Genomic DNA, 24,487 nt, shown 5'->3' with positions numbered 1-24,487 from the left:
ATGGACACACAAGCAGATCAACAATACATCCTTCATTTGAATGAGGATGAACATGAAATCGCTTTGAAGACTAAGGATCTACAAGTTTTCTATGGTCAAAAAGAGGCCATGCACAAGGCTTCATTGCAGTTTGAAAGATACAAGATCACTTCTTTGATTGGAGCTTCTGGTTCTGGTAAGTCGACTTATTTAAGGTCGCTCAATCGAATGAATGATAATGTTGATGGGGCCAGCGTTAAAGGCCAAATCATGTACCGTGGTTTAGATATCAACAAAGACAATGTGGATATCTATGAAGTTAGAAAGCATATCGGAATGGTTTTTCAACGGCCAAATCCATTTTCCAAGTCAATTTATGACAATATAACCTTTGCGTTGAAGCGTCACGGATTGCATGATCGTAAAAAGTTAGATGAGATCGTTGAAACCACTTTGAAGCAGGCTTCACTATGGGACCAAGTTAAAGATGATTTAAATAAAAGTGCATTAGCACTCTCTGGGGGACAGCAACAACGACTTTGTATTGCACGCGCAATTGCCATGAAACCTGATATTTTATTGATGGATGAACCTGCAAGTGCGCTTGATCCAATTTCAACGTCGAACGTCGAAGAAACGATGATGAGTTTGAAAGATAAATTCACGATCATCATCGTAACTCACAATATGCAACAGGCGGCTAGAATCAGCGATTATACGGCATTTTTCCATATGGGACATGCGGTTGAATTTAATGAAACTAGAAAAATCTTTACTCGTCCCCATATTAAGACGACTGAAGATTATGTTTCTGGACACTTTGGATAGGGAGCGTTAACCTTGGCAGAAAAAATTTTAACTTCTTCAGATGTACATTTGTTTTATGGTAAAAAAGAGGCTTTGAAGGGTATTAATCTCGATTTCAACAAGAATGAGATTACAGCTCTGATCGGCCCTTCTGGTTGTGGAAAATCCACTTACTTGCGTTGTTTGAATCGTATGAACGATTTAATTCCAAACGTAACGATAACGGGAACGATTTCTTTGAATGGTAAAAACATCTATGCACCTAGTATTGACACGGTTGAATTGCGAAAACAAGTGGGAATGGTTTTTCAACAACCAAACCCATTTCCTTTCTCAATTTATGATAATGTTATCTATGGATTAAGATTAGCGGGTATCAAGGATAAAGCGGTATTGGATGAAGCTGTAGAAACTAGTTTGCAAAATGCGGCTGTTTGGGATGATGTTAAAGACAAATTGCACCAGAGTGCTCTATCATTATCTGGTGGTCAACAGCAAAGAGTATGTATTGCTAGAGTTTTAGCAGTGAAACCTGATATTATCTTATTAGACGAACCAACTTCAGCTTTGGACCCTATATCTTCGTCCAAGGTTGAAGATACAATGCTAGCTTTAAAAGAGAACTATACGATCATCACAGTTACACACAATATGCAACAAGCTTCAAGAATCTCCGATCATACTGCTTTCTTCTTGAACGGCGAACTGATTGAAGTTAATGAAACAAGTAATATTTTCCTAAATCCCAAGGAAAAACAAACGGAAGACTATATTTCTGGAAAATTCGGTTAGGAGAAAAAGATGCGTTCAACATTTGAGGAACAATTAAATAATTTACATTTGCGCTTCTCAGAAATGGGTATGATGGCCAGTGAAGCTATTATGAAGTCTGTAAAAGCTTATGTTGACCATGATAAAGCTCTAGCAAGAGAAGTTATTGAAAATGATCACGTGATCAATCGACGTGAGATGGACTTGGAAAAAGAGTCCTTTGAAATGATTGCTTTGCAACAACCAGTGACCTCTGATCTGCGGATGATCGTCACCGTTTTGAAAGCCAGTTCAGACTTGGAACGAATGGGTGATCATGCAGTCAGTATCGCTCAAGAAACAATTCGAGTTAAGGGAGAAACTAGAATCCCTGAAATTGAAAAATTGATTGCTGATATGGGTGAGATTACAACTAGTATCGTTGAAGACTCACTGGAAGCCTACTTGAAACGAGACAGTAAGATGGCTGAAGAAGTCGCTAGTCGAGATGTCAAAGAACACTATTTGAGTGCTGAGATCAACAAGATGAGTATTACAGAAATGCAAAAAGAAGGCGACTACGTTCTGAGTGGCTCTTCTTATATGCTAGTTTCCAGTTATTTGGAAAGAGCAGGCGATTATGCCACAAACATTTGTGAATGGGTAGTTTACTTGAACAGTGGACATGTGGTAGAACTGAATCAGAAGCATATTGCAGATGAGGATTATCCTCACGATAATTGATAATTATCTCAATCTGTAGTATATTTTTTGGACGAGTTGAGGTGATAATAACATGAAGAAAAAAATTACCAGATCAAGTACTGATCGAATGCTGGCTGGCGTTTGCGGTGGTTTGGGAGAGTACTTTGGAATTGACTCAACTTGGATTCGTTTGGCATTTATCTTCTTTTTACCATTTACTTATTTCTTACCAGTTTTAGTTTATATAATTTGTGTCTTTTCGTTTCCTGAGAAGCGCAATATTCAAGAGACAAGCTATAATCGTACGAAGAAAAGATCGAGAGCCAAAGATTCTAAAAAATATTATTGATTCAATAGAGAGTTAAATGAGGGTATAAAATGAAATTTCTAATCAAATTGGTAATACAAACGCTATTGTTTTTAGCGATAGCGCGCCTATTTCCAGGTATGTTTCAGATTGCTAGTTTTGGGACGGCGGTCCTAGCTAGTTTGGTATTGGTTTTCTTGAATTGGACTATCAAGCCTCTGTTACATATCATTTCACTACCAATAACGTTTATTACTTTTGGATTATTTTCTTTTGTAATAAATGCCATAATTTTGGAATTGACTTCTGCGTTAGTTGGTTCAAACAGTTTTCACTTTAATGGCTTTGGTTCAACGTTGATCGTGGCAGTGATCTTAGCGATTTGTAATTCAATTATTAATACTTATACAAATGACAACTTATAAATTCGATAAATAAAAATGCTCTTTGATTCTAATCCAACTTTAGAATCAAGGGCATTTTTGCTTTGGAACAAGATGAATGAGTTATGTCTCAAGCTCTTCTTTTTAGCTAGTTTAATGATAGAATTAAACTAAAATATGATTTTTGCGAGGGTTGGTTATGACAAATTTTGTGACAGTATCTGAAATGGTCAAAGATAATGAGCTAAAGGTTTACGCAGGCGCAGATTTAATGGACCAAGAAAAAATAACTACGAGTGATATTTCTCGTCCAGGAATCGAATTAACGGGATATTTCGATTACTACCCAAGTGAACGGATCCAGTTATTTGGACAAACCGAATCAGCATACTCACGTTCAATGACGGAGAATAATCGTTATAAAGTTATGCTTGAACTGTGTCGTGAGGATACACCAGCATTGTTGATTTCTCGAAACATTCAGCCAAGTAAAGAATTGTTGAAAGCTGCCACTGAGCATAATGTTCCGGTCATCGGTTCAGAACTGCCAACAACACGTCTTTCCAGTATGATTACTGAATATTTGGATGAAAAATTAGCTCCTCGGGAATCAATTCATGGTGTCTTAGTTGATGTCTACGGTATTGGAATTCTGTTGACGGGTCATTCGGGAATTGGTAAAAGTGAAACAGCTTTGGAACTTGTTAAAAGAGGTCATCGTCTGATTGCTGATGATCGGGTTGATGTCTATCAACGTGATGAAAAAACGATTGTCGGAGAAGCTCCTAAGATTCTCAATCATTTGCTAGAGATCAGAGGAATTGGTATCATCGATGTTATGAACCTCTTTGGTGCCGGTGCTGTTCGTTCGCAAAGTGAGATCCAATTGATCATTAATTTGGAAAATTGGTCAGCTGATAAGAATTATGACCGGATCGGTACTTTAGAAGACAAACGAACTTTCTTTGACGTTGATGTACCACAGATTACCGTTCCTGTAAAAGTTGGTCGGAATATTTCCATTATTATTGAGGTTGCCGCTATGAATTATCGGGCCAAGAAGATGGGTTACGATGCAACAAAGAAATTTGAAGATAATTTAGGGCAATTGATCAAAGAGAATGAGGAAAAAACAAAAAATGGAGAAAGTAACTGATGAACTTTGATTTATTAGCTTTGAATCCAATTGCTTTTCAGCTTGGTAGTTTACAGATTCACTGGTATGGGGTCATTATCGCTTTGGGGGCCTTGGTCGGAGTATTAATGGCCATGCGCGAAGCCAAGAAACGGCATATGGACCCAGATAATATTTTGGATTTAGTTTTGTATGGTGTGCCGATCGCTTTAGTCGGGGCTAGATTGTATTATGTGATTTTTGAATTGCCATTCTATTTAGCTAATCCTGGTGAAATTATTAAAATCTGGCATGGAGGAATTGCCATATATGGTGGTTTGATTGCGGCCTTTATCGTACTGATAGTCTTGTGCCGTAAGCGAAAACTTTCACCTTGGTTGATGTTAGATATTGCTGCACCGTCAGTTTTGTTAGGCCAGATCGTGGGCCGATGGGGAAACTTCATGAATCAAGAGGCTTTTGGTGCTAAAACAAGTTTGCACTTTTTAGAGTCGTTGCATTTGCCACACTTTATCGTGGAACAGATGTTTATCAACGGTGCTTATCGTCAACCGACTTTCTTGTATGAGTCAGTTGGTAATTTGATTGGTCTCATATTGATTATCAGTTTGCGAAATAAGAGTCATTTCTTTAAACGAGGCGAAGTCTTCTTAACTTACTTGATTTGGTATCCAGCCGTAAGATTTTTTGTTGAAGGGATGCGGACAGATAGTTTATATCTTTTGCCCGGAATTCGTGTTTCACAGATGTTATCCTTGATTTTATTTGTGGTTGCGATTATCCTATTTATTTATCGGCGCAGGAAATATGATGAGCCTTGGTATAATGAATTGTGAGCAATTTAATTGCTAAGTTGAAAATAAATGGTAAGATTTGTTGAGTAATAGGAGGTAATCGACGATGAAAACATATGATGTAGTAGTTATTGGAGCGGGTCCTGGTGGTTTAACAGCTGCCTTGTATGCTTCACGTGCTAACTTATCAGTAATGATTCTTGATCGTGGTATCTACGGTGGTCAAATGAATAACACCGCTGCGATTGAAAATTACCCTGGATTTGATTCAATCTTGGGACCTGATTTGAGTGAAAAGATGTATCAATCTTCAACTCAGTTTGGGGCTGACTTCGGTTATGGAGCAGTAGAATCAGTTGAGGATAAAGGAAATGTCAAAATCATTCATACAGATGATGGCGACTATGAAACTAAGGTAGTAATCATTGCCACTGGTTCACAATATAAGAAGATCGGCGTACCTGGTGAGGAAGAACTTTCAGGACGTGGAGTTTCATACTGTGCTGTCTGTGATGGTGCATTCTTTAAAGGCCAAGACGTTGCTGTTATTGGTGGTGGCGATTCAGCCGTTGAAGAAGGAATTTATTTAACTCAACTTGCTAAGTCTGTAACAATCATTCACCGTCGTGATCAACTTCGTGCCCAAAAGATTCTCCAAGATCGTGCATTTAAGAACGATAAGATCAAGTTTGTTTGGAACGCTGATGTAAAAGAAATCATGAGTGAAGACGACAAAGTAAGTGGCGTTAGATACATTGATAAAGAAACTGGTGCTGAACATGTTGTTCCAGCTAAGGGTGCCTTTATCTATGTTGGTATTCAACCAATGACTGATTCATTCAAGGGTCTAGGTATCCTTGATGAAGCTGGCTGGATCGATACTAATGAACACATGGAAACTAAAGTACCTGGTATTTTGGCTGTCGGTGATGTTCGTAAGAAAGATCTGCGTCAAATTGCAACAGCTGTCGGTGAGGGTGGAATTGCTGGACAACAAGCGTTCAGTTATATCCAAGAACTTGCTGATGACAAAGTTTCAGCCAATTAAAATTTTTATAGAAACAACCGTTGAGGGTTATATGAACGATGAAAAAAAGTCGTTCATATAACCCTTTTTTTATAAATTGAATAATAATTCATGATTTAAATATCGAAAGAATTATTGTTAAAAATTGATTCCACTTCGTACATGTTTAAACATATAATATGTATAAATTATAGTAAGGAAGTGATTCTTATGCGCGAAGTTGCAGATAAAAATATGGACCGTCTAATGCACGAGTCAGGGTTTAATATTGCCTCTAATCTGAAACAACTGAGACGAGAGAGAAACGTTACTCAAAAGGAAGTCGCTCAACATTTAAATATTGATGTGACAACTCTTTCTCATTATGAAACAGGAATTCGGATGCCGGATATCGACACTTTGATTGCACTTGCTAAGTACTATGACATTGATATCAACCGAATGGTCAGCAGTGAAGATAACTAATTGATCCTAATTTGTTAATTTGATGAGCTAATTTTAAGGATGGTTTAAAATTTTATTGTTAAAGTTACGTAAATCAAATTTTAATAGTACTCTATGATTGCTATAATGGTTGTAAGTACTTACAAATTAGGAGGACGAGTTTAATGTCTTGGCAAGATAATATGCAACAATGGCTTGACTACAAAGATTTAGATTTAGATATGAAAGAACAGTTACAAGAAATTGCACAAGATCCTAAAGTAGCAGAAGAAGCTTTTTACGAACCAATGGAATTCGGTACAGCGGGTATGCGTGGCTTGATTGGACCCGGTATCAACCGGATGAACATTTATACAGTTCGCCAAGCAACTGAAGGTTTAGCTTCATTCATGGATACTTTGGATGAAAAAGTTAAGGCACAAGGTGTCGCAATTAGTTATGATTCACGTTATTATTCTCAAGACTTTGCGTACGAATCAGCAAAAGTTTTGGGTGCTCACAATATTCACAGCTATGTATTTGATAGTTTAAGACCTACACCCGAATTATCCTTTGCGGTCAGAAGCTTGCATACTTATGCAGGTATTATGATCACAGCAAGTCATAATCCTAAACAATATAATGGTTTCAAAATATATGGTCCAGATGGCGGACAAATGCCACCAACTGAATCTGACAATATTACTAGTTTTGCTCGTAAGGCAAACGACCTCTTCGCTATCAAGGTTAAATCAGTTCAAAAATTAAGAGCTGAAAAGTTATTGACTTTGATTGGTGAAGACGTTGATATAGATTACATGAAAAATCTAGAAACAGTTATCGTTGATCCTAAGTTGATCCAAGATATTGGTGACAAGATGAAATTCGTTTACTCACCACTTCATGGAACGGGTAAGATGATTGCTCCAAGAATTTTCCAACAACTAGGTTTCAAGAATTTCAATATGGTAACTGAACAAGCCATCCTTGATCCAGAATTTGCCACGACACCGTTCCCTAATCCAGAATTTGCCCAAACCTTTGATCTCGCTATTGAACGAGGTAAAAAGATTGGTGCTAACATTCTGATTGCTACCGACCCTGACGCCGATAGACTAGGTGCAGCTGTCAGACAACCAGATGGCTCTTATAAATTAATGACAGGTAATCAAATTGCTTCAGTTCTTTTGAACTATTTGTTGCAAGCAAAGAAAAATTTGCAAGCTTTACCTGCCAATGGCGCAGTTGTGAAGTCGATCGTTTCCTCAGAATTAGCGACCGCAATTGCTAATAAATATGACATTAAGATGTTCGATGTTTTGACTGGTTTCAAGTATATTGCTGAAAAGATCGAACAATTTGAAAAAACAGGTAGCAATGAATTTCTATTTGGATTTGAAGAGAGTTATGGATATCTCGTTAAGCCATTTGTCCGTGATAAGGATGCTATGCAGTCAACTTTGTTGTTGGCAGAAGCTGCAGCTTATTATGAATCAAAAGGCAAGACGATCTATGATGCTCTAGAAGATCTCTATGAGGAGTTTGGTTACTACCGTGAAAAGACTATCTCTAAGACGTTTGACGGTATTTCAGGTAAAGATAAAATGGCTCAGATCATGAAGACTTTACGTGAAGAGGGAATCGATCAAATCAACGGTGTAAAAGTAGTTGAAACGATCGATTATCTCAATGATACTGATACGACAGCCGATGGAACTAAAGAAACTGGTTTACCAAAGGCTGATGTAATGAAGTATGTTTTAGCTGATGAAACTTGGGTTGCTGCTAGACCTTCAGGAACTGAACCAAAGATGAAGTTCTATATTGGTGTTAAGAGTGACACAGAAGCTGGAGCAGCACAAAAGCTCGTCGACTTTGGCAAAGAAGTTGAGAGCTGGGAATAAAGATTTTAACTAAGTTTGTCTCAGATTAACAGCAATATTTATTATATCCTCTGCTTTTATTATCGAAAGCAGGGGATTTTTTTATTGAACAATTTTTGATCATTTATTACCGTGTTTTTTAGATTGCGATATAATATTTTAATGTAGTTTGTGAAAAGGGGAAAATAAATTGTCGAACAATCAACATTTAGTAATTATCTCGCTTGATTCATTAGGATTTAGAGATATCAACGAGCATCAAGCACAACTACCTACTTTGAACAAGTTAGTTACAAGTGGTACTTGGGTCAAAGAGGTTAAGGGAATTTATCCAACATTGACTTATCCTTCTCATACATCAATTATCACTGGTCAGTATCCCAATGTACATGGGATAGTCAATAATACCAAGATTCAGCCAAAGCGTCGTTCACCCGATTGGTATTGGTATCAAAAAGATGTTAAATCACCTACTTTATACGATTTAGCACATCAAAAGAAACTAACTACCTCAGCCTTTTTGTGGCCGGTAACTGCTGGTAGTAAGATAACTTATAATTTGGCTGAAATTTTCCCAAACCGTATTTGGACCAATCAAGTACTGGTTTCTCTAAAAGCCAGTTCACCATTATTTATTCTGAAAATGAATCAAAAGTATGGAAAATTACGTAATGGTATTAAGCAACCGCAATTAGATGAGTTTATTACTGCCTGTGCCGTGGACACGTTGAAGAATAAAAAACCAAATTTAACTTTATTGCATTTGGTTGACATGGATAGCATGAGACATCGTTATGGCGTTTTGTCTGAGGAAGCGATGGCGGCTTTAAAACGGTTAGATAAACATGTCGCTCAAGTGATCCAAGCTACTAAAGAAGCAGGAACCTTTGAAGACACAAACTTTGTGATTCTTGGGGACCATTATCAAATAAATGTTGATAAGATGATTCATTTAAATACTTTATTTGCCAAGAGAAATTGGCTCACAGCTAAACCTGATCAAACTTTTGCAAATGATTGGCAAGTTATGGCTAAGAATTGTGATGGTTCTACGTATATTTATACGAAAAATTTTGGTCAGCAGCAGCGCTTGCGTGACTTGATCTCTGGTGTTGAAGGTGTTGAAAAAATATATTCTCAACAAGAAGCAATTGCTATGGGGGCTGATCCTGAGTGTACCTTCATGGTTGAAGCGAAAGCGGGATACTATTTCACCGACGAAAGTGATCGTGCTCAAGTCGTTGAAAAGGTGTTGCCAGAAATGATGGGTGATGCTGACCGTTATCAAGGGGTCCATGGCTACCATCCCAATAAACCTGATTATAAGACGACGGTGATTTTTAATGGACCAATGATCAAGGCTGGACATCAAGTTCAACAAGCTAATTTGGTCGATGAAGCACCGACTTTTGCCCGATTATTAGGTTTAGAATTTCCGGAACCTTTAGCTGGCCGTTGTATTGATGATGTATTTAAGGATTAAAAGAGAGGGAATATATGAAATTCAATAAGAAACAGTGGAGTTGGATCTTTTACGACTGGGCTAATTCAGGCTATGGGATCATCGTGACGACGGCAGTTTTACCAGTTTATTTTAAATCTATCGCTCAAAATGCTGGGGTTTCTCAAGCAAATGCAACGGCTTTTTGGGGCTATGCGAATAGTTTTGGTACTTTGATCGTGTCAATTTTGGCACCGGTTTTAGGTGCTCTGGCTGATTACCCTCATCACAAAAAGAAAATGTTGAGTATGTTCTCTTTCTTGGGGATCGTGATGACGTTAGGTTTAGCATTATTGCCACCAAATTTATGGCAGATATTGTTATTTGTGTATATCTTATCGATCATCGGCTATTCCGGTGGAAATTTGTTTTATGATAGTTTTTTGACCGACGTGGCTGATAATAAGACGATGGATTCGTTGTCAGCTAACGGTTATGCTTTTGGCTATTTGGGCGGAGTTATCGCCTTTATTTTGTTCTTAGTTTTACAATTAACGAGTGGCTTTGGTATGTTGTCGAGCTATGGTGTTGCCCGTTGGAGTTTTGTCTTGGCAGCTTTATGGTGGATCATCTTCTTTATTCCGCTATTGAAAAATGTTCGCCAAGTCTATTCTTTACCAGAAGACCCACATCCAATTATCTCTAGTTTTAAGAGAGTTTGGACGACTGTTACTCATTTGAGAAAATATCGGGCTGCAGCTTGGTTTTTAGTAGCGTATTTTTTTTATATCGATGGTGTTGACACTATCTTTACGATGGCAACCTCGATTGGAATGGATATGGGAATCACGACGACAACTTTGATGATCGTTTTGTTAGTGGTGCAATTGGTCGCTTTTCCATTTTCTATTCTGTATGGTTGGATTGCTAACAATTTTTCCACTCGAAAAGGTATTCTTTTAGCAATCGTGCTTTATTTAGGAATCTGTCTCTATGCTCTGAAATTGACGACGACAATAGATTTCTGGATCTTGGCAGTGCTTGTAGGTACTAGTCAAGGTGGTATTCAAGCGCTCAGTCGGTCTTATTTTGGAAAGCTGATTCCGAAAGAATCTGGGAGTGAATTTTTTGGCTTTTATAATATTTTAGGTAAATTTTCTGCAGTCTTAGGACCTGTATTAGTGGGAATTGTGACGCAAATAACAGGAAAATCTACCATTGGTGCGGCATCGTTGAGTATCCTATTTTTGATTGGATTAGTGATTTTCTTGATGTTACCGCATTTAACAGCAGATAAGTAAATATATGGCGAAAATATGTTCGGTATGTTAATATAGAGCCAGCGAAATAAGCCGAAATTAATTACATCTAATTCAAGTGAGATTAGATGTATTTTTTAGCTTAAGAGGGGGTAAGTTAGTCCGTGATAGATAGAATAACCGATAATAAATTTGATTTAGTTTCTAAATATGCTCCAGCTGGTGATCAAGCACAAGCAATCGATACGATAACCAAAGATTTTCAAGCTGGCGATAAAGAAGTCATTTTGGAAGGTGCCACTGGTACTGGTAAGACTTTCACGATGGCAAATGTGATTAAGAACTTGAATAAGCCGACGTTGATCATCTCACACAATAAGACTTTGGCTGGACAACTGTATGGTGAAATGAAAGAGTTTTTCCCTAACAATGCGGTTGAGTACTTTGTCAGTTACTATGACTATTACCAACCCGAAGCCTACGTACCCTCAAGCGATACTTATATCGAAAAGGATTCTAGTATCAATGATGAGATCGATAAACTGCGTCACTCTGCCACCAGTTCTTTATTGGAACGAAATGATGTAATTGTTGTGGCCTCAGTTTCTTGTATCTTTGGTTTAGGTGATCCTCGAGAGTACGCTGATAGTATTATTTCCTTGCGAGTTGGACAACAGATCTCCCGAGATAAATTGCTAGAAGAATTAGTCGAAAACCAATTTGAACGTAACGATATCGATTTTCAACGTGGACGCTTTCGGGTTCGAGGCGACGTGATCGATATTTTCCCTGCTTCAAGGGATGACAATGCGATTCGAGTGGAATTTTTTGGTGATGAAATTGACCGGATCATCGAAATGGATGCTTTGACTGGTGAAGTTAAAGGTTCGATGGATCATATCGGAATTTTCCCAGCAACTCACTTCATGATCAGTGATTCCAAGATGGAAGAGGCTCTCAAACGAATCAAGGATGAGATGGATGTCCAAGTTGCTAAATTTACCAAAGAAGGTAAGTTACTAGAAGCACAAAGAATTCAACAACGGACGGAATATGATATCGAAATGATGCGTGAGATGGGTTATACCTCTGGTATCGAGAATTATTCTCGTCACATGGAAGGCCGAGCTGAAGGTGAACCACCATTTACTTTGCTAGATTTCTTCCCTAAAGATTTCAATATTATGATCGATGAATCTCACGTCACGATGCCCCAAATCCGTGGGATGTATAATGGCGATCGTGCTAGAAAACAACAGTTGGTAGATTATGGTTTCCGTCTACCAAGTGCCCTAGATAACCGACCATTGAAACTTGACGAATTTGAACAACATGTTAACCGCATTCTATATGTCTCTGCAACTCCAGGTCCATATGAATTAGAAAGAACCGACAACAAGGCAGAACAGATTATCCGTCCAACAGGTCTACTCGATCCGGAAATTGAAGTGCGGCCTATTATGGGTCAAATCGATGATTTGGTTGGCGAGATCAATCAAAGAGTGGAACGTCATGAAAGAGTCTTCGTCACGACTTTAACTAAGAAGATGGCTGAAGATCTGACTGACTACTTCAAGGATCTAGGAATCAAGGTGCGGTATTTACACAGTGATATCAAGACTTTGGAACGAACACAAATTATCCGAGATTTACGTTTGGGTAAATTTGATGTCTTGATTGGGATCAATCTGTTGCGTGAAGGTATTGATGTTCCGGAAGTTTCCTTGATTGCAATTTTGGATGCAGATAAGGAAGGCTTTTTGCGAGCTGAACGTTCACTAGTCCAGATTATTGGACGTGCATCCAGAAATGAGAACGGAAAAGTTATCATGTATGCTGATCAAGTTACTGATTCAATGAAAGGTGCAATCGATGCGACAGCACGTCGTCGGAAATTGCAGATGCAGTTCAACGAAGAACACGGAATCACTCCAAAGACGATTGTTAAGCCAATTAGAGATGCCATTTCAATGTTCCAGAAAGTTGATAATTCTTCATCAGAAACAGAAAAGATCAATGACGATATCGACTTCAAAGATATGTCTAAGCAAGAACAAAAAGATTTACTTGCTAATCTAAAAGAACAGATGGAAAATGCAGCTAAGAAACTTGATTTCGAGGCTGCGGCCAATTTGCGTGACTCGATTTTGGAATTAAAGGCGGAAATGAAATAAATATGTTAAACGATAAAATTGTTATTCATGGTGCACGTGCACACAATTTAAAGGATATCGATGTGACGATTCCTCGTGATAAGCTGGTAGTTATGACTGGTTTATCAGGTTCGGGAAAGAGTTCCTTAGCGTTTGATACGCTTTATGCAGAAGGCCAACGGCGTTATGTTGAAAGTTTGTCTTCATATGCACGACAATTCTTAGGACAGATGGACAAGCCAGATGTAGATTCAATCGATGGATTGAGTCCGGCCATTTCAATTGATCAAAAGACAACCTCTAAAAATCCTCGTTCAACTGTTGGTACCGTAACTGAAATCAATGATTATTTGCGGTTGCTTTGGGCTCGTGTTGGGACACCCATTTGTCCCAATGATGGTACGAAGATCACTAGTCAATCAGCCCAACAAATGGTTGATTCAATTCTTAAATTAGACGAGGGGACAAAACTCCAGATTTTGTCGCCCGTCGTTCGAGCTAAACGTGGTCAACACAAAAAAGCCTTGGATCAAATTAAGAAGCAAGGTTATGTCCGTATTCGAGTTGATGGTGAGACTCGTGATATTGGTGAAGATATTGAGCTAGATAAGAATAAAAAGCATGATATTGACGTAGTTGTCGACCGAATCGTGATCAACGACCATATTAAGTCACGTCTTTTTGATTCCGTTGAAGCTGCTTTACGTTTATCAGATGGCTATATGAATGTGGACGTGATTGGACAGGACATGATGGTCTTTTCAGAGAAGAACGCTTGTCCAATTTGCGGTTTTACTGTCGGCGAACTTGAACCGCGTTTGTTCTCTTTCAATGCTCCCTTTGGAGCCTGCGAAAATTGTGATGGTTTAGGTGTGAAGCTAGAAGTCGATTTGGACTTAGTTATTCCCGACCCAAGTAAAACTTTAGCCGAGGGTGCCATTGAACCTTGGAATCCCATCAGCTCACAATATTATCCGGAAATGTTGGCCCAAGCTGCTAAAGAATTTAAGATCGACATGAATACGCCTTTTGAGAAATTACCAGCCAAAGATCAAGATATTATTTTAAACGGATCAAATGGCAAAACTTTCCACTTCCATTATGAAAATGATTTTGGTAGTGTTCGTGACGTCGATGTACCATTCGAAGGAATTATTCCTAATATCGATCGTCGCTATCATGAGACTAGCAGTGACTTTACCCGTGAAGTTATGCGTAAGTATATGACCGAGCTCAAATGTCCGGTTTGTCATGGCAAGCGTTTGAATCGTCAAGCTTTAGCAGTTAAAATCAGTGGCAAGGATATTGCTGAAGTTTCAGATATGTCAATTAAAGATGAATTGCCATTCTTTAAAGAAATCACTTTAGGTGAACAAAATACGGTTATTGCTAAGCCAATTTTGAAAGAAGTTAGAGACCGTTTGAGTTTCTTAATCAATGTTGGTTTGGAATATTTATCCTTATCAAGATCCGCTGGAACTTTGTCTGGTGGTGAAGCCCAACGAATTCGTTTGGCAACTCAAATCGGCTCAAACTTGTCTGGGGTCATGTATATTTTGGACGAACCATCAATTGGTTTGCACCAAAGAGATAACGATCGTCTGATCAGTTCCTTAAAGAAGATGCGAGATCTGGGCAATACGTTGATTGTAGTTGAGCACGATGAAGATACGATGCGAGCAGCTGACTATTTGATCGACGTGGGTCCTGGAGCTGGAGAAGCTGGAGGACAGATTGTGGCGGCAGGGACTCCTCAAGAAGTTGAAGCCAATCCTAAATCACTGACCGGCCAATATTTATCTGGTAAAAAATTTGTACCAGTGCCATTAACTCGTCGTAAAGGTAATGGTGAATATGTTGAAGTTTATGGAGCCGCAGAGAACAACCTTAAGAATCTCAATGTAAAATTCCCACTGGGTAAATTTACTGTTGTGACAGGGGTCTCCGGTTCTGGTAAGTCAACGTTAGTCAATATGATTTTGAAACGAGCCTTAGCCCAAAAGATGAATCATAATTCCCAAAAGCCAGGTGCATATAAGAAAATCACCGGTTACGAGCATTTGGAAAAAATGATTGCCATCGACCAAAGTCCAATTGGTCGTACGCCACGAAGTAATCCCGCTACTTATACTGGAGTTTTTGATGATGTTAGAGACTTATTTGCTCAAACTAACGAGGCTAAGCTTCGGGGTTATAAGAAAGGCCGCTTCTCATTCAACGTCAAAGGTGGCCGTTGTGAAAACTGTCGGGGCGATGGAATTATCAAGATTGAAATGAATTTCTTACCTGATGTCTATGTGCCTTGTGAAGTTTGTCATGGCACACGTTATAATTCTGAAACTTTGGAAGTAACCTATAAAGGGAAGAATATCGCTCAAGTTTTGGATATGAAAGTTAAAGAAGCCTTAGACTTCTTCAGCAATATTCCACGGATCAAACGTAAGCTTCAAACAATCGTTGATGTTGGTTTAGGTTATGTTTCGCTGGGACAATCGGCAACCCAGCTTTCTGGTGGTGAAGCCCAAAGAATGAAGCTCGCTTCTGAACTATATAAGAAGTCAAACGGTAAGAACTTCTATATTCTAGATGAGCCTACTACTGGATTACACACTGATGATATCAAACGATTATTGACTGTTTTGCAACGGTTAGTTGATGAAGGCAATACAGTACTAGTCATTGAACACAACCTCGATGTAATCAAGTCAGCCGACTGGTTGATTGATCTTGGACCAGAAGGCGGCGAAGGTGGAGGTACAATCGTTGGTACCGGAACTCCCGAGAAGTTGAGTAAAGTTAAAGATAGTTATACTGGTCAATATTTGAAGCCGATTTTAGAACGTGACACCAAGCGTACGAAAGAGGCTTCAAAAGTAAGCAACAGCTAAAAAAATTTATCGGTCCATTCAAGAATTAAAAGGAAGTTTTAGTTGTTGAAGTTAACCAAATTGTCTGGTGAGACCTTTTATGAAGAATCATGCCTTAATCAGGTATGGTTCTTTTTTTGTTCTGGGAAAGGTCGAAGTCTTGCACTTTAAACGAGAAAAAACTGGAGTCGTTTGAACTAATAATATGTTCAAACGACTCCAGTTTTTTGATTAGGTGAATAGCCAGTGATTATAAGCTAACTCCTGCCGGACTCTTCGTTGATAGATTGTAAGTAAACTAATTGATCAGTCGATATTTGCTCATATAAAGCACTGCCTAACTCTGAACTGAATTCATTGGTGGCCACTTTTGACTGGACAAAATTGTTTTCTTGTTGAAAAGCTTTGATAAGTAATTCGTTTTGAGAAGTTTCAAAGTCACTTTGTTGATTAAAACTACTGTTGAGACGGCGATGCCTTTCGTCATATGCCCGACGAACTAAATTGATCTCGCGACTATTTTCCTTATCGTTTAGCAGACTGCGATTCAAATAAGCCTTGATTTTTTCATATGGTACTTGCTCAGTTTTAGCGATTTGTTGCCACATATCTTTATTTTGTTGAATCATTTGTTCACGAGTACCAGTTTGACGGTGTTTTAATTGGCGATAAAGTTGGCGACGTTTTCGACTTCGTTTGTTAAAAGCAAATCTTTCGATCAAATTGAATTTTAAAAATAATCCTAGTCTTTGCCAATTGCTCTGTTGATATTGCAAAATGGTTCGTTTGGCCACTCGCATATATAAATTAGCGTTGAGTTCGGTGATTTGGCCTTTTGAAACCATTTCATCGATAGTCTGACGTTCCAATTCAAAGCAATTATCAAACACAATATCCAACTTGGCTTTGTTGATGTGGCCCGCAATTCTTCTTTGACCATCAAGAATATTGATCACTTGGCTGGTGTTGATATCGGTGCTATGACCATTCTGAATAGTAATGATAGCATTGTTGACCATCAGTTCCTTAGCTTGGGCTAATTCCTCTTCAGTGAATTTTGAAACTTGCTGAGGTAGTAGTAAAGGCAAAATAAAAGTTGGTACGATTAAGCTAGTCAAGATTACGACCGCTGCCACAAAGATAATATCAGTTCGATAAGGAAAAGGTTGTCCGTTGAGTGTCAATGGTAAGGAGAAGGCCATTGCTAGAGTGATAGTTCCATGGACACCAGACAGAGCCATGACTAAGCTATTGGATCTTTTGTCATGCTTGTTCCAAGCTCTGATGCGAGCAAAATCTAAATCAGTCCATAAGTAGCGCAGCAGTGTCATCAAAAGGTATAACAGTATACCGATTCCTAAAAGAATAAAGACTGAGCTAGTGTTGTCTTTTCGCAAGTCGATGATAACTGTTGGTAGAGAAAGTCCTAAGAGTACAAAGACGATACCGTTCAATAAGCTTGAAACGATTTGCCAAGCACTTGTCATAACAATTTGTAAACGAGAACTGGTCAAACGCAAGCGGTCTTGTTGAATACCGTGAATCAGTCCTGTGACTACCACTGCTAAAATTCCAGAAACTCCGACGGCTTCAGAGATTAGATAGACGACAAAGGGCGTTAAGAGGGTAAATGGAACTATCACTGATGGTGCGTCGACGTGCATATTGATCAGCCCCAATCGCACAGCCACGATGATTGCCCCTAAAATTGCTCCCAAGATAATTCCACCAAAAAAGACATATGAAAAATTGCCAATACTGTTCCAAACGGAAAACTTTCCGGTAACGGCCGAGGCAATAGCTAGGTTCAAGGCCACAATACCAGAAGCATCGTTGAATAGTGATTCATTTTCAAGTGTTTTCATGACGTCGGTAGGAACAAGCATATTATTAGTGATCGAACTGACAGCCACAGCATCAGTGGGCGTGATGATGGCTCCTAGTGCAAAGGCTAAGGCAAGCGGTAAAGCTGGAATGATCAAATGTGTCACCAGGCCCACAACAATAATTGAAACCATGGCTAAACAGACTGCCAGTGAGAACGTAGCTCCAAATTGGTGTGACAAACGCGCTAGACTAGTATGTTGTCCATCATTAAACATTAAGACTGAAATGATCACCAGTAGAAAAATTTCTGGTTCTAGTTTGAAATGTTGATAAATTGGTAAGAGAGCCAAGCATAGCCCAGCTAAAATTTGAATAAAAGCAATTGGTATCTTAGTAAATTTTACAGAAATAATATTGGCAATAACTACTGCCGCAATCAATAACAGGATTAGAAAAACAGCATTCATGTTTTTTCCCCTCAAATAGAATTTTTTAGTTAATTTCATCCTCAAAACTGACACACCCGGCATGTTATGGTATGCTTATATGCGAATGTGAGGTGCAAAAATGGCAGAAGATATGCTTAGTTTGGTCATTGTTACAGGGATGAGTGGTGCAGGTAAGACTGTTGCAATGCAATCCTTTGAAGATTTAGGATATTTTTGTATTGATAATATGCCACCTAACTTACTTCCTAAGTTTTGGGAGTTAGTTCACGAATCGGGCAAGATCAAGAAAGTCGCACTGGTAGTTGATATTAGATCACGTGCCTTTTATGATGAAATTTTTTCCATGCTGTCTAAGATGGATGAAGATGAACAAGAGAAACATCAAAAAGTCGATATGAAGATCCTCTTTTTGAATGCTTCCAATGAAGAATTGGTTTCACGTTACAAAGAAACACGTCGCAGCCACCCATTGGCTATGGAAGGTCGGCTCTTGGATGGTATCGAAAAAGAACGAGAACTACTTTCAGAGTTGAAGAATCGGGCCTCAGTGGAAATTGATACGACTGATTTAACACCTAGACAATTACGAGAAGAGATCTTTGATCACTTTCAAGAGAGTTCTAGTGTACCAACCTTCCACATTGAAGTGATGTCATTTGGCTTTAAATATGGTTTGCCGATCGACGCTGATATTGTCATGGATGTTCGTTTCCTGAGAAATCCATTTTATATCAAGGAATTAAAAACGCAAACTGGAATGGATAAGCCCGTCTATGATTATGTCATGGATGACGCCGAAACGAAAAACTTTTATAACAAATTTTACGATTTATTGAAGGATATTATTCCTGGTTATGAAAAAGAAGGTAAGACTAGTTTGACGATCGCCATTGGTTGTACTGGTGGTCAACATCGTTCTGTAGCCATCGCACAACGGTTGGGAACAGACTTGAAACAGAAATATTACGTTGATATAACTCACCGAGACATGGAAAAATCGCAAAAGAAGGTAATAGAACATGGCAACAAATAGGATTGTTCGGGTTGTTAAAGGACGTCGTCCGCGCGTTGTAGTTATAGGTGGGGGAACTGGTTTACCAGTTGTTTTAAACAGTTTAAGAAATATGGATGCTAATATCACTGCAATCGTCACAGTTGCCGATGATGGGGGATCATCTGGTATCATTCGTGACTACATTAACGTTGTCCCTCCTGGGGATATTCGAAATGTCTTAGCATCACTGTCAGATCTACCAAAAGTTGATTTAGATGTCTTTCAGTATCGTTTTAAGACTAACGATGACTTTTTCTCAGGCCATGCGATCGGAAATCTGATCATTGCAGCTTTAACGGAAATGTCACCTAATATCTTTGACGCCGTTCAAGAATTGTCGAAGATGATGCACGTTGATGGTCACGTCTATCCAGCTAGCAATACTAAATTGACTTTGCACGCTGAATTCACCGACGGTACCGAATTAGCCGGAGAACATGAAATTACCCATTCTGGTAAACACGTTAAGCGAGTTTGGGTGACCAATTCAGATGATCCTGATGAAGAACCACATTCAGTTATTTCAGTCATTGCTTCAATCATGCAGGCTGATGTAGTTGTTTTGGGACCAGGTAGCTTGTTTACTAGTATTTTGCCTAATTTGATGATCAGTGACATTGGTGAAGCCGTCAAACAAACATCAGCCGAGGTTGTTTATATTTGTAATATTATGACCCAAATTGGTGAAACAGAGGGCTTTACTGATGCTGATCACGTTCGAGTATTGAACCGTCATCTGGGCGGACACTTTATCGATACCGTGCTAGTCAATACCCGGAAAATTCCTAAAGGATACATGAATCACAAGAAATATGACGAATATGTCAATCAAGTAGAAACCGATTTTAAGAGCTTACGAGAACTGGGCTGTAAAGTCGTTCAAGATGATTTCTTGTCTTTGCATGATCAAGGTGCTTTTCATGATGGTGAAAAAGTAGCCAAAGAAATTATCAATCTTTCCTTACAATCAGGAAATAGAAAAAATGAGGTGAGACGTTAGTGGTTTCATATGCAAGTGAGGTTAAACAAGAGCTCACAAAATTAGTAGTTCATCCCGAACATGCCCGAGTTGAATTGTCAGCCTTGTTGCGGATGAATGGTTCTTTGAGTTTACAAAACCATCACTTCGTCTTGACGGCACAGACTGAAAATGCCGCAATTGCTCGCAGGATCTTCTCTTTGATCAAGCAAAAGTACGGCATGGAATCTGAATTGCTTGTCCGTAAAAAGATGAAGTTAAAGAAGAATAATCAATATTTAGTTCGTTTAAAACATGATACGAATAAAGTTTTAACTGATTTGGATATTTTGGATGAATCAGGACTGTCAATCAATACCGATGTGCCTGAAGAAGTCTTGAATGAAGATCAACGGATGCGCTCGTATTTACGGGGAGCTTTCTTGGCTACCGGAAGCGTTAATAATCCTGAAACTTCGAGATATCATTTAGAGATTTACTCATTATACGAAAATCATAACGAAGGCATTGCCCAAATGATGAATTATTTTCATTTGAATGCTAGAACTACGAAGCGACGCAATGGTTACATCGTTTACTTGAAAGAAGCCGAAAAAATAGCTGACTTTTTACAGTTGATCGGTGCTACTAATTCAATGTTGAAATTCGAAGATATTCGTATCGTCCGTGATATGAGAAATTCAGTTAACCGCTTGGTGAATTGCGAGAATGCCAATATCAATAAGACTGTGGCCGCTGCCGAACGTCAAATTGAAAATATTAAGCATTTGCAAGCTACAGTTGGTCTTGATTCACTTCCAGATAAATTACGTGAGATAGCTGTCTTGCGCCTGGAAAATCCCGAAGTTTCTTTAAAAGAACTTGGCGATATGGTTCCGAGTGGGCCTATTTCTAAGTCGGGTATCAATCACCGTTTGAGAAAACTCAACCAGTTGGCTGAAGAAGCACGAGTTTAAAAATACTAATTTCATCAAAAAAATGCGACCTAATCGTTAGATATAATAATCTAACGGCTGGGTCGCATTTTTTGATGACTAAAATAATTCAAAATTAGCGTTGAAATTTTTGATTTTAGGTATTAACAATATCAAGCCTAAAAGAAGGTACAAGCTAAATGATAACCAAATTAAAGGGCGGTAAAGTCGAGGTTGAATTTGAGTGATCTGATAGCTGACATGTTTGAAAGATGTGGGATTGTCAATTGTAATGAAGCCGGCAGGATTTATTTTGAAAGCTGATGCTTTACCATTAACTTTTACTTGGTAATTCAACGAGCGGTAACCAAAAACCGGTAAAGTGATAGTCCCTTTAGAAACATTGTTAGCGGATAATGTCGTGGTATTGACGTTGGCAGTTTGTTGCAAAGGGATGTCTCGTTGTTTGGTAACGGCTAAGTCATGAGAAATCAAGTAGACTACTTGGGGATCAAAGCTAGCACCGTCAGAGTCTTTTTGCATCGGAACTGAGTTAGGTGCGTAGTCAGGAATCAAAGTTCTCATTAAGGTTGGACTATTGATTCCTGTTGAAGTGAGCTTGGCATAGTCATTATTGGGAACAATTTTAGTTGAATTGGCCGTTATGATAGGGCTATTGGATACTTTATGATATTGGTCAAAGAAAGAATAGAAGATCGCCATACCGTAAGACAAAATCACCATCAAGGTGAAAATTTTACGGGTATTTTGCGAATTGAAGTTGATCAGAACCAAGATGATCGGTACCATGCCTAAGAATAGGGCAAAGCGCCAACTAGCATATTGGAACGTGTTTAGGATCGGTAATCGACCTAGAATTGACCAGGGGACGATATTGGAACTGAAGAGCAGCAGTGCTAATTCAATATACATCCAAGGTAAGAGTTGTTTTAATTTGTCTTTCTTTAAACCGATTAAAGTTACGACGATTAAAATGATTGCGGTGACTGAGATAGTTGATTTAGCGTTCCAACTAGTAGTTAAGAATAGTGTCCAAATCGGATCACTGTTAACGTGACCTTTGCCAAAAGGTGCTAATAAACCAGTTTTCGAAATTCTAATGAGTCGATAAATAATTGGCGCCGATAGGATAATCGTTAAGAAGGAAGCGACTATGAGATTAATCCAGGCCACAAAGTTTTTCTTTACTAGGGTGACAATGACTAGAAAAATCCCCGTCATCATAGCAATAACGACTGCACTTAACAAGTGAGAATTGATGACGATCGTCATTAAGAGCGCAGTTTTGATAATTAGCGGCGGGTCGATTTTTTTACTCTCAACCGCCTCTTTTAAAGTAAAGAGTAGCGGAAAAGCAAAAATCATTACAATTGCAGAACCGGTCTGCATTTCATTGGTTAAGTCTTTGAGTGCGGAACCAGACAAGGTGAAAATCGTTGCAGCCAAGACAGCATTACGCATTTCAAAACGCTTGTTTAGCGAGATAAATGAGACGACAAAAGTTAAACCAAATATCAGCGACTTGATAGCAATTAGTTGATGAATCGGCGTCAAGAAGTTGGTTATCCAGACCAATGGCCAGAGAGTAAAGTCAGGATACATGCCATTGATAGCCTGTCCTGTATGAAAGAAAGTGTTGAAGTTCACCCAACTAGGCAAAGTATGGTGTAAAAAGGCAGTCCTAATTTCATAGATACGTGCTGAATGGAAAAAGGTATCATACATGGAAACCATATAATTAAAATGGAATTGCCATATGGTCCAAATAAATAAGGCTAAGAAAAAAATAACGACCAGAGCAAGGGTTTGAAGTGCTGGTTTATTCTTTGAATTCAAAATATTTACTCCTATATGTATAAATAATCCAGAACTTAATTATACAGCTTTTTAAAGCAACACAAAAATAGCATTCGACCAAATAATCGAATGCTATTAGTTTAAGCTTGTTTTTTATTATTTTTAATCAAGAGGGCAAAGATGAAACCAAGAATTGCCATCCCAAAGAAGAAAGCAAAGACTCTTTGATAACCAATCAAACCGTTGTTAGCTGGTAAATGATGATTTTGGTTAGTTGTCACAAGAATCAAGGTAGCTAAACTGACGCCAAGCGATCCTAAAAGCTGACGAACAGTAGTAATGATGGCCGTTCCATGGGGAATGAGTTCCTCAGATAATGAATTGCCACCTAAAGTAGTGGCTGGCATCATTACGAAAGCATTTCCGCCTTCAATCAGAGTCGCAATAAGGATCATTGGCCAGATCGACAGCTTGAAATGCAGCACGAATAGTAAGAACCAGCCGATAACGATCATCGACATCCCGATAATTAGAGTCGATTTAAAACCAATGCGATCGGCTAGTCTACCTGTTAATGGATTTAAAATACTCAACAAAATTGCCGGTGGCACTAGTGCGAGTCCTGACATAAGAACGGACACATGTAAGATATTTTGATAATACAGTGGATAGATGATAGTAACGACAATCAAAGAAATGTAAGAAAAGCCTGTTAACAAAACAGCTAAATCAAAGTTGAAGTTTTTCATGACCTTCAAATCGAGTAATGGCTTTTGCTTAGTTAACTGTCGATGGATAAATAAGACAGTCAAAATGAGACTGATGATTAGTAAAATAACCAAATCAAGACCAAAGCTCTTCGTAGCCCCAGCTTGATTGACAACGTAGAGCAAACCAATCAAACCTAACAAATAGATAATTGAAATCGAATCAAGAGTTGCCTTGTGGCGAGGCATAACATCTTTGATATTAACGAGACCACTGATAAAAATTATGATCATGATCAAGAGGAAAATGACAAATAATCCTTGCCATTGTAAAAAGTTCAAAACAATACCAGAAATAATTGGCCCACTTGCTAATGCTGAACCCATGACCAGACCAGCATAACCCATTGTGGCACCACGTTTTGACTCAGGCGTAATGGTCATCAGAACCGATTGGAATGATGGAAATAGAATACCAACGCCAATAGCTTCTAAAGCACGTCCTAGCATGGCCATGGGAAAGTTTGGTGCCAAAATAATAATCAAAGTTCCCAGCCCAAAAATTGCGACCACGCTCAAAAAGATTTTTTTAAATGAAAAATTATTTAATAGCCAAGGACTGATCGGCATCATAATACACATAATCAGCATGAAGCCAGTCGTTAACCATTGGATTGTGGGCGCATTAACGCCAAAGAATTTCATTAATGTTGGATAAGCCGTTGAAAGTGAAGATTGACTGATCGACATTGTGAAGGTTCCGGACAACAAAGTTATGATGAACAACTTGCGGGCTAAGCTATTTTGAATTTCACCCTTATTCATA

Annotated in this window: 20 protein-coding genes; 17 read left to right on the top strand and 3 right to left on the bottom strand. The window is 38.6% G+C overall.

Going from position 1 to position 24,487, the window contains the following annotated elements; genetic code table 11:
- The 14 genes from pstB (ACYT32_RS05785) to uvrA all read left to right on the top strand — a co-directional run bounded on the left by pstB (ACYT32_RS05785) (position 1) and on the right by uvrA (position 15,934).
- Positions 1-807 (top strand): phosphate ABC transporter ATP-binding protein PstB, encoded by an 807-nt coding sequence (pstB, locus tag ACYT32_RS05785; RefSeq protein WP_395265099.1) that lies wholly within the window; start codon positions 1-3, stop codon positions 805-807.
- Positions 808-819: 12 nt separating this feature from the next.
- Entirely contained in the window at positions 820-1,578 is a 759-nt protein-coding gene (gene pstB / locus ACYT32_RS05780) for a phosphate ABC transporter ATP-binding protein PstB (protein ID WP_395265098.1), read from the top strand.
- Positions 1,579-1,587: 9 nt separating this feature from the next.
- Positions 1,588-2,280 carry a phosphate signaling complex protein PhoU gene (gene phoU, locus ACYT32_RS05775; RefSeq protein ID WP_395265097.1) on the top strand — a complete coding sequence of 231 codons (693 nt, stop codon included), beginning with the start codon at positions 1,588-1,590 and terminating at the stop codon, positions 2,278-2,280.
- Between the two features lie 52 nt (positions 2,281-2,332).
- Positions 2,333-2,590 (top strand): PspC domain-containing protein, encoded by a 258-nt coding sequence (locus tag ACYT32_RS05770; RefSeq protein ID WP_395265096.1) that lies wholly within the window; start codon positions 2,333-2,335, stop codon positions 2,588-2,590.
- Positions 2,591-2,619: 29 nt separating this feature from the next.
- Positions 2,620-2,973 (top strand): phage holin family protein, encoded by a 354-nt coding sequence (locus ACYT32_RS05765; RefSeq protein WP_395265095.1) that lies wholly within the window; start codon positions 2,620-2,622, stop codon positions 2,971-2,973.
- 157 nt (positions 2,974-3,130) lie between these two features.
- Positions 3,131-4,087 (top strand): HPr(Ser) kinase/phosphatase, encoded by a 957-nt coding sequence (hprK, locus tag ACYT32_RS05760; protein ID WP_395265094.1) that lies wholly within the window; start codon positions 3,131-3,133, stop codon positions 4,085-4,087.
- Positions 4,087-4,902: a prolipoprotein diacylglyceryl transferase gene (lgt, locus tag ACYT32_RS05755; RefSeq protein WP_395265093.1), complete on the top strand. Its 816-nt coding sequence runs from the start codon at positions 4,087-4,089 to the stop codon at positions 4,900-4,902. Before hprK ends, lgt begins: the two co-directional genes overlap by 1 nt.
- A gap of 64 nt (positions 4,903-4,966) precedes the next feature.
- Entirely contained in the window at positions 4,967-5,908 is a 942-nt protein-coding gene (gene trxB / locus ACYT32_RS05750; protein WP_395265092.1) for a thioredoxin-disulfide reductase, read from the top strand.
- Between the two features lie 189 nt (positions 5,909-6,097).
- Positions 6,098-6,352: a helix-turn-helix domain-containing protein gene (locus ACYT32_RS05745; RefSeq protein ID WP_395265091.1), complete on the top strand. Its 255-nt coding sequence runs from the start codon at positions 6,098-6,100 to the stop codon at positions 6,350-6,352.
- A 143-nt stretch (positions 6,353-6,495) separates the two neighbouring features.
- The gene (locus ACYT32_RS05740) at positions 6,496-8,214 is read left to right on the top strand and encodes a phospho-sugar mutase (protein WP_395265090.1); all 1,719 of its coding nucleotides are present in this window, start codon (positions 6,496-6,498) and stop codon (positions 8,212-8,214) included.
- A gap of 169 nt (positions 8,215-8,383) precedes the next feature.
- A complete protein-coding gene (locus ACYT32_RS05735; protein ID WP_395265089.1) occupies positions 8,384-9,676 on the top strand; it encodes an alkaline phosphatase family protein in 1,293 nt (430 codons plus the stop codon).
- A 14-nt stretch (positions 9,677-9,690) separates the two neighbouring features.
- The gene (locus ACYT32_RS05730) at positions 9,691-10,935 is read left to right on the top strand and encodes an MFS transporter (protein ID WP_395265088.1); all 1,245 of its coding nucleotides are present in this window, start codon (positions 9,691-9,693) and stop codon (positions 10,933-10,935) included.
- A 122-nt stretch (positions 10,936-11,057) separates the two neighbouring features.
- The gene (gene uvrB / locus ACYT32_RS05725; protein ID WP_395265087.1) at positions 11,058-13,067 is read left to right on the top strand and encodes an excinuclease ABC subunit UvrB; all 2,010 of its coding nucleotides are present in this window, start codon (positions 11,058-11,060) and stop codon (positions 13,065-13,067) included.
- A gap of 2 nt (positions 13,068-13,069) precedes the next feature.
- Positions 13,070-15,934 carry an excinuclease ABC subunit UvrA gene (gene uvrA / locus ACYT32_RS05720; protein ID WP_395265085.1) on the top strand — a complete coding sequence of 955 codons (2,865 nt, stop codon included), beginning with the start codon at positions 13,070-13,072 and terminating at the stop codon, positions 15,932-15,934.
- Positions 15,935-16,170: 236 nt separating this feature from the next.
- Here uvrA and ACYT32_RS05715 read toward each other — a convergent pair whose 3' ends face one another.
- Entirely contained in the window at positions 16,171-18,207 is a 2,037-nt protein-coding gene (locus ACYT32_RS05715) for a cation:proton antiporter (RefSeq protein ID WP_395265083.1), read from the bottom strand.
- Positions 18,208-18,307: 100 nt separating this feature from the next.
- Between ACYT32_RS05715 and rapZ the strand changes: the two genes are divergently transcribed.
- Genes rapZ through whiA form a run of 3 tightly spaced genes read left to right on the top strand, consistent with a single transcriptional unit; the run spans position 18,308 to position 21,178 of the window.
- Entirely contained in the window at positions 18,308-19,222 is a 915-nt protein-coding gene (gene rapZ, locus ACYT32_RS05710) for an RNase adapter RapZ (protein ID WP_395265081.1), read from the top strand.
- Positions 19,209-20,243, top strand: a complete 1,035-nt coding sequence (locus ACYT32_RS05705; protein WP_395265080.1) for a gluconeogenesis factor YvcK family protein — start codon at positions 19,209-19,211, stop codon at positions 20,241-20,243. Before rapZ ends, ACYT32_RS05705 begins: the two co-directional genes overlap by 14 nt.
- Entirely contained in the window at positions 20,243-21,178 is a 936-nt protein-coding gene (gene whiA / locus ACYT32_RS05700) for a DNA-binding protein WhiA (RefSeq protein ID WP_395265079.1), read from the top strand. Before ACYT32_RS05705 ends, whiA begins: the two co-directional genes overlap by 1 nt.
- A 78-nt stretch (positions 21,179-21,256) precedes the next feature.
- On the opposite strand, the gene ACYT32_RS05695 is transcribed toward whiA, so the two are convergent.
- Entirely contained in the window at positions 21,257-22,993 is a 1,737-nt protein-coding gene (locus ACYT32_RS05695; RefSeq protein ID WP_395265078.1) for a hypothetical protein, read from the bottom strand.
- Positions 22,994-23,094: 101 nt separating this feature from the next.
- Positions 23,095-24,486 carry a DHA2 family efflux MFS transporter permease subunit gene (locus ACYT32_RS05690; protein ID WP_395265077.1) on the bottom strand — a complete coding sequence of 464 codons (1,392 nt, stop codon included), beginning with the start codon at positions 24,484-24,486 and terminating at the stop codon, positions 23,095-23,097.
- Between the last annotated feature and the right edge of the window lies 1 nt (position 24,487).

The organism is Companilactobacillus sp. FL22-3 (genome assembly GCF_054881455.1).
Note: the sequence above shows the minus strand (reverse complement) of the source record. Positions and strands in the feature narration are given on the sequence as shown.

What these genes read in the sequence shown, in the direction of transcription:
- pstB (WP_395265099.1), top strand. Translation starts at nt 1, where the DNA reads ATGGACACACAAGCAGATCAACAATACATCCTTCATTTGAATGAGGAT.
- phoU (WP_395265097.1), top strand. Translation starts at nt 1,588, where the DNA reads ATGCGTTCAACATTTGAGGAACAATTAAATAATTTACATTTGCGCTTC.
- ACYT32_RS05770 (WP_395265096.1), top strand. Translation starts at nt 2,333, where the DNA reads ATGAAGAAAAAAATTACCAGATCAAGTACTGATCGAATGCTGGCTGGC.
- ACYT32_RS05765 (WP_395265095.1), top strand. Translation starts at nt 2,620, where the DNA reads ATGAAATTTCTAATCAAATTGGTAATACAAACGCTATTGTTTTTAGCG.
- hprK (WP_395265094.1), top strand. Translation starts at nt 3,131, where the DNA reads ATGACAAATTTTGTGACAGTATCTGAAATGGTCAAAGATAATGAGCTA.
- lgt (WP_395265093.1), top strand. Translation starts at nt 4,087, where the DNA reads ATGAACTTTGATTTATTAGCTTTGAATCCAATTGCTTTTCAGCTTGGT.
- trxB (WP_395265092.1), top strand. Translation starts at nt 4,967, where the DNA reads ATGAAAACATATGATGTAGTAGTTATTGGAGCGGGTCCTGGTGGTTTA.
- ACYT32_RS05745 (WP_395265091.1), top strand. Translation starts at nt 6,098, where the DNA reads ATGCGCGAAGTTGCAGATAAAAATATGGACCGTCTAATGCACGAGTCA.
- ACYT32_RS05740 (WP_395265090.1), top strand. Translation starts at nt 6,496, where the DNA reads ATGTCTTGGCAAGATAATATGCAACAATGGCTTGACTACAAAGATTTA.
- ACYT32_RS05730 (WP_395265088.1), top strand. Translation starts at nt 9,691, where the DNA reads ATGAAATTCAATAAGAAACAGTGGAGTTGGATCTTTTACGACTGGGCT.
- uvrA (WP_395265085.1), top strand. Translation starts at nt 13,070, where the DNA reads ATGTTAAACGATAAAATTGTTATTCATGGTGCACGTGCACACAATTTA.
- ACYT32_RS05715 (WP_395265083.1), bottom strand. Translation starts at nt 18,207, where the DNA reads ATGAATGCTGTTTTTCTAATCCTGTTATTGATTGCGGCAGTAGTTATT.
- rapZ (WP_395265081.1), top strand. Translation starts at nt 18,308, where the DNA reads ATGGCAGAAGATATGCTTAGTTTGGTCATTGTTACAGGGATGAGTGGT.
- ACYT32_RS05705 (WP_395265080.1), top strand. Translation starts at nt 19,209, where the DNA reads ATGGCAACAAATAGGATTGTTCGGGTTGTTAAAGGACGTCGTCCGCGC.
- ACYT32_RS05690 (WP_395265077.1), bottom strand. Translation starts at nt 24,486, where the DNA reads ATGAATAAGGGTGAAATTCAAAATAGCTTAGCCCGCAAGTTGTTCATC.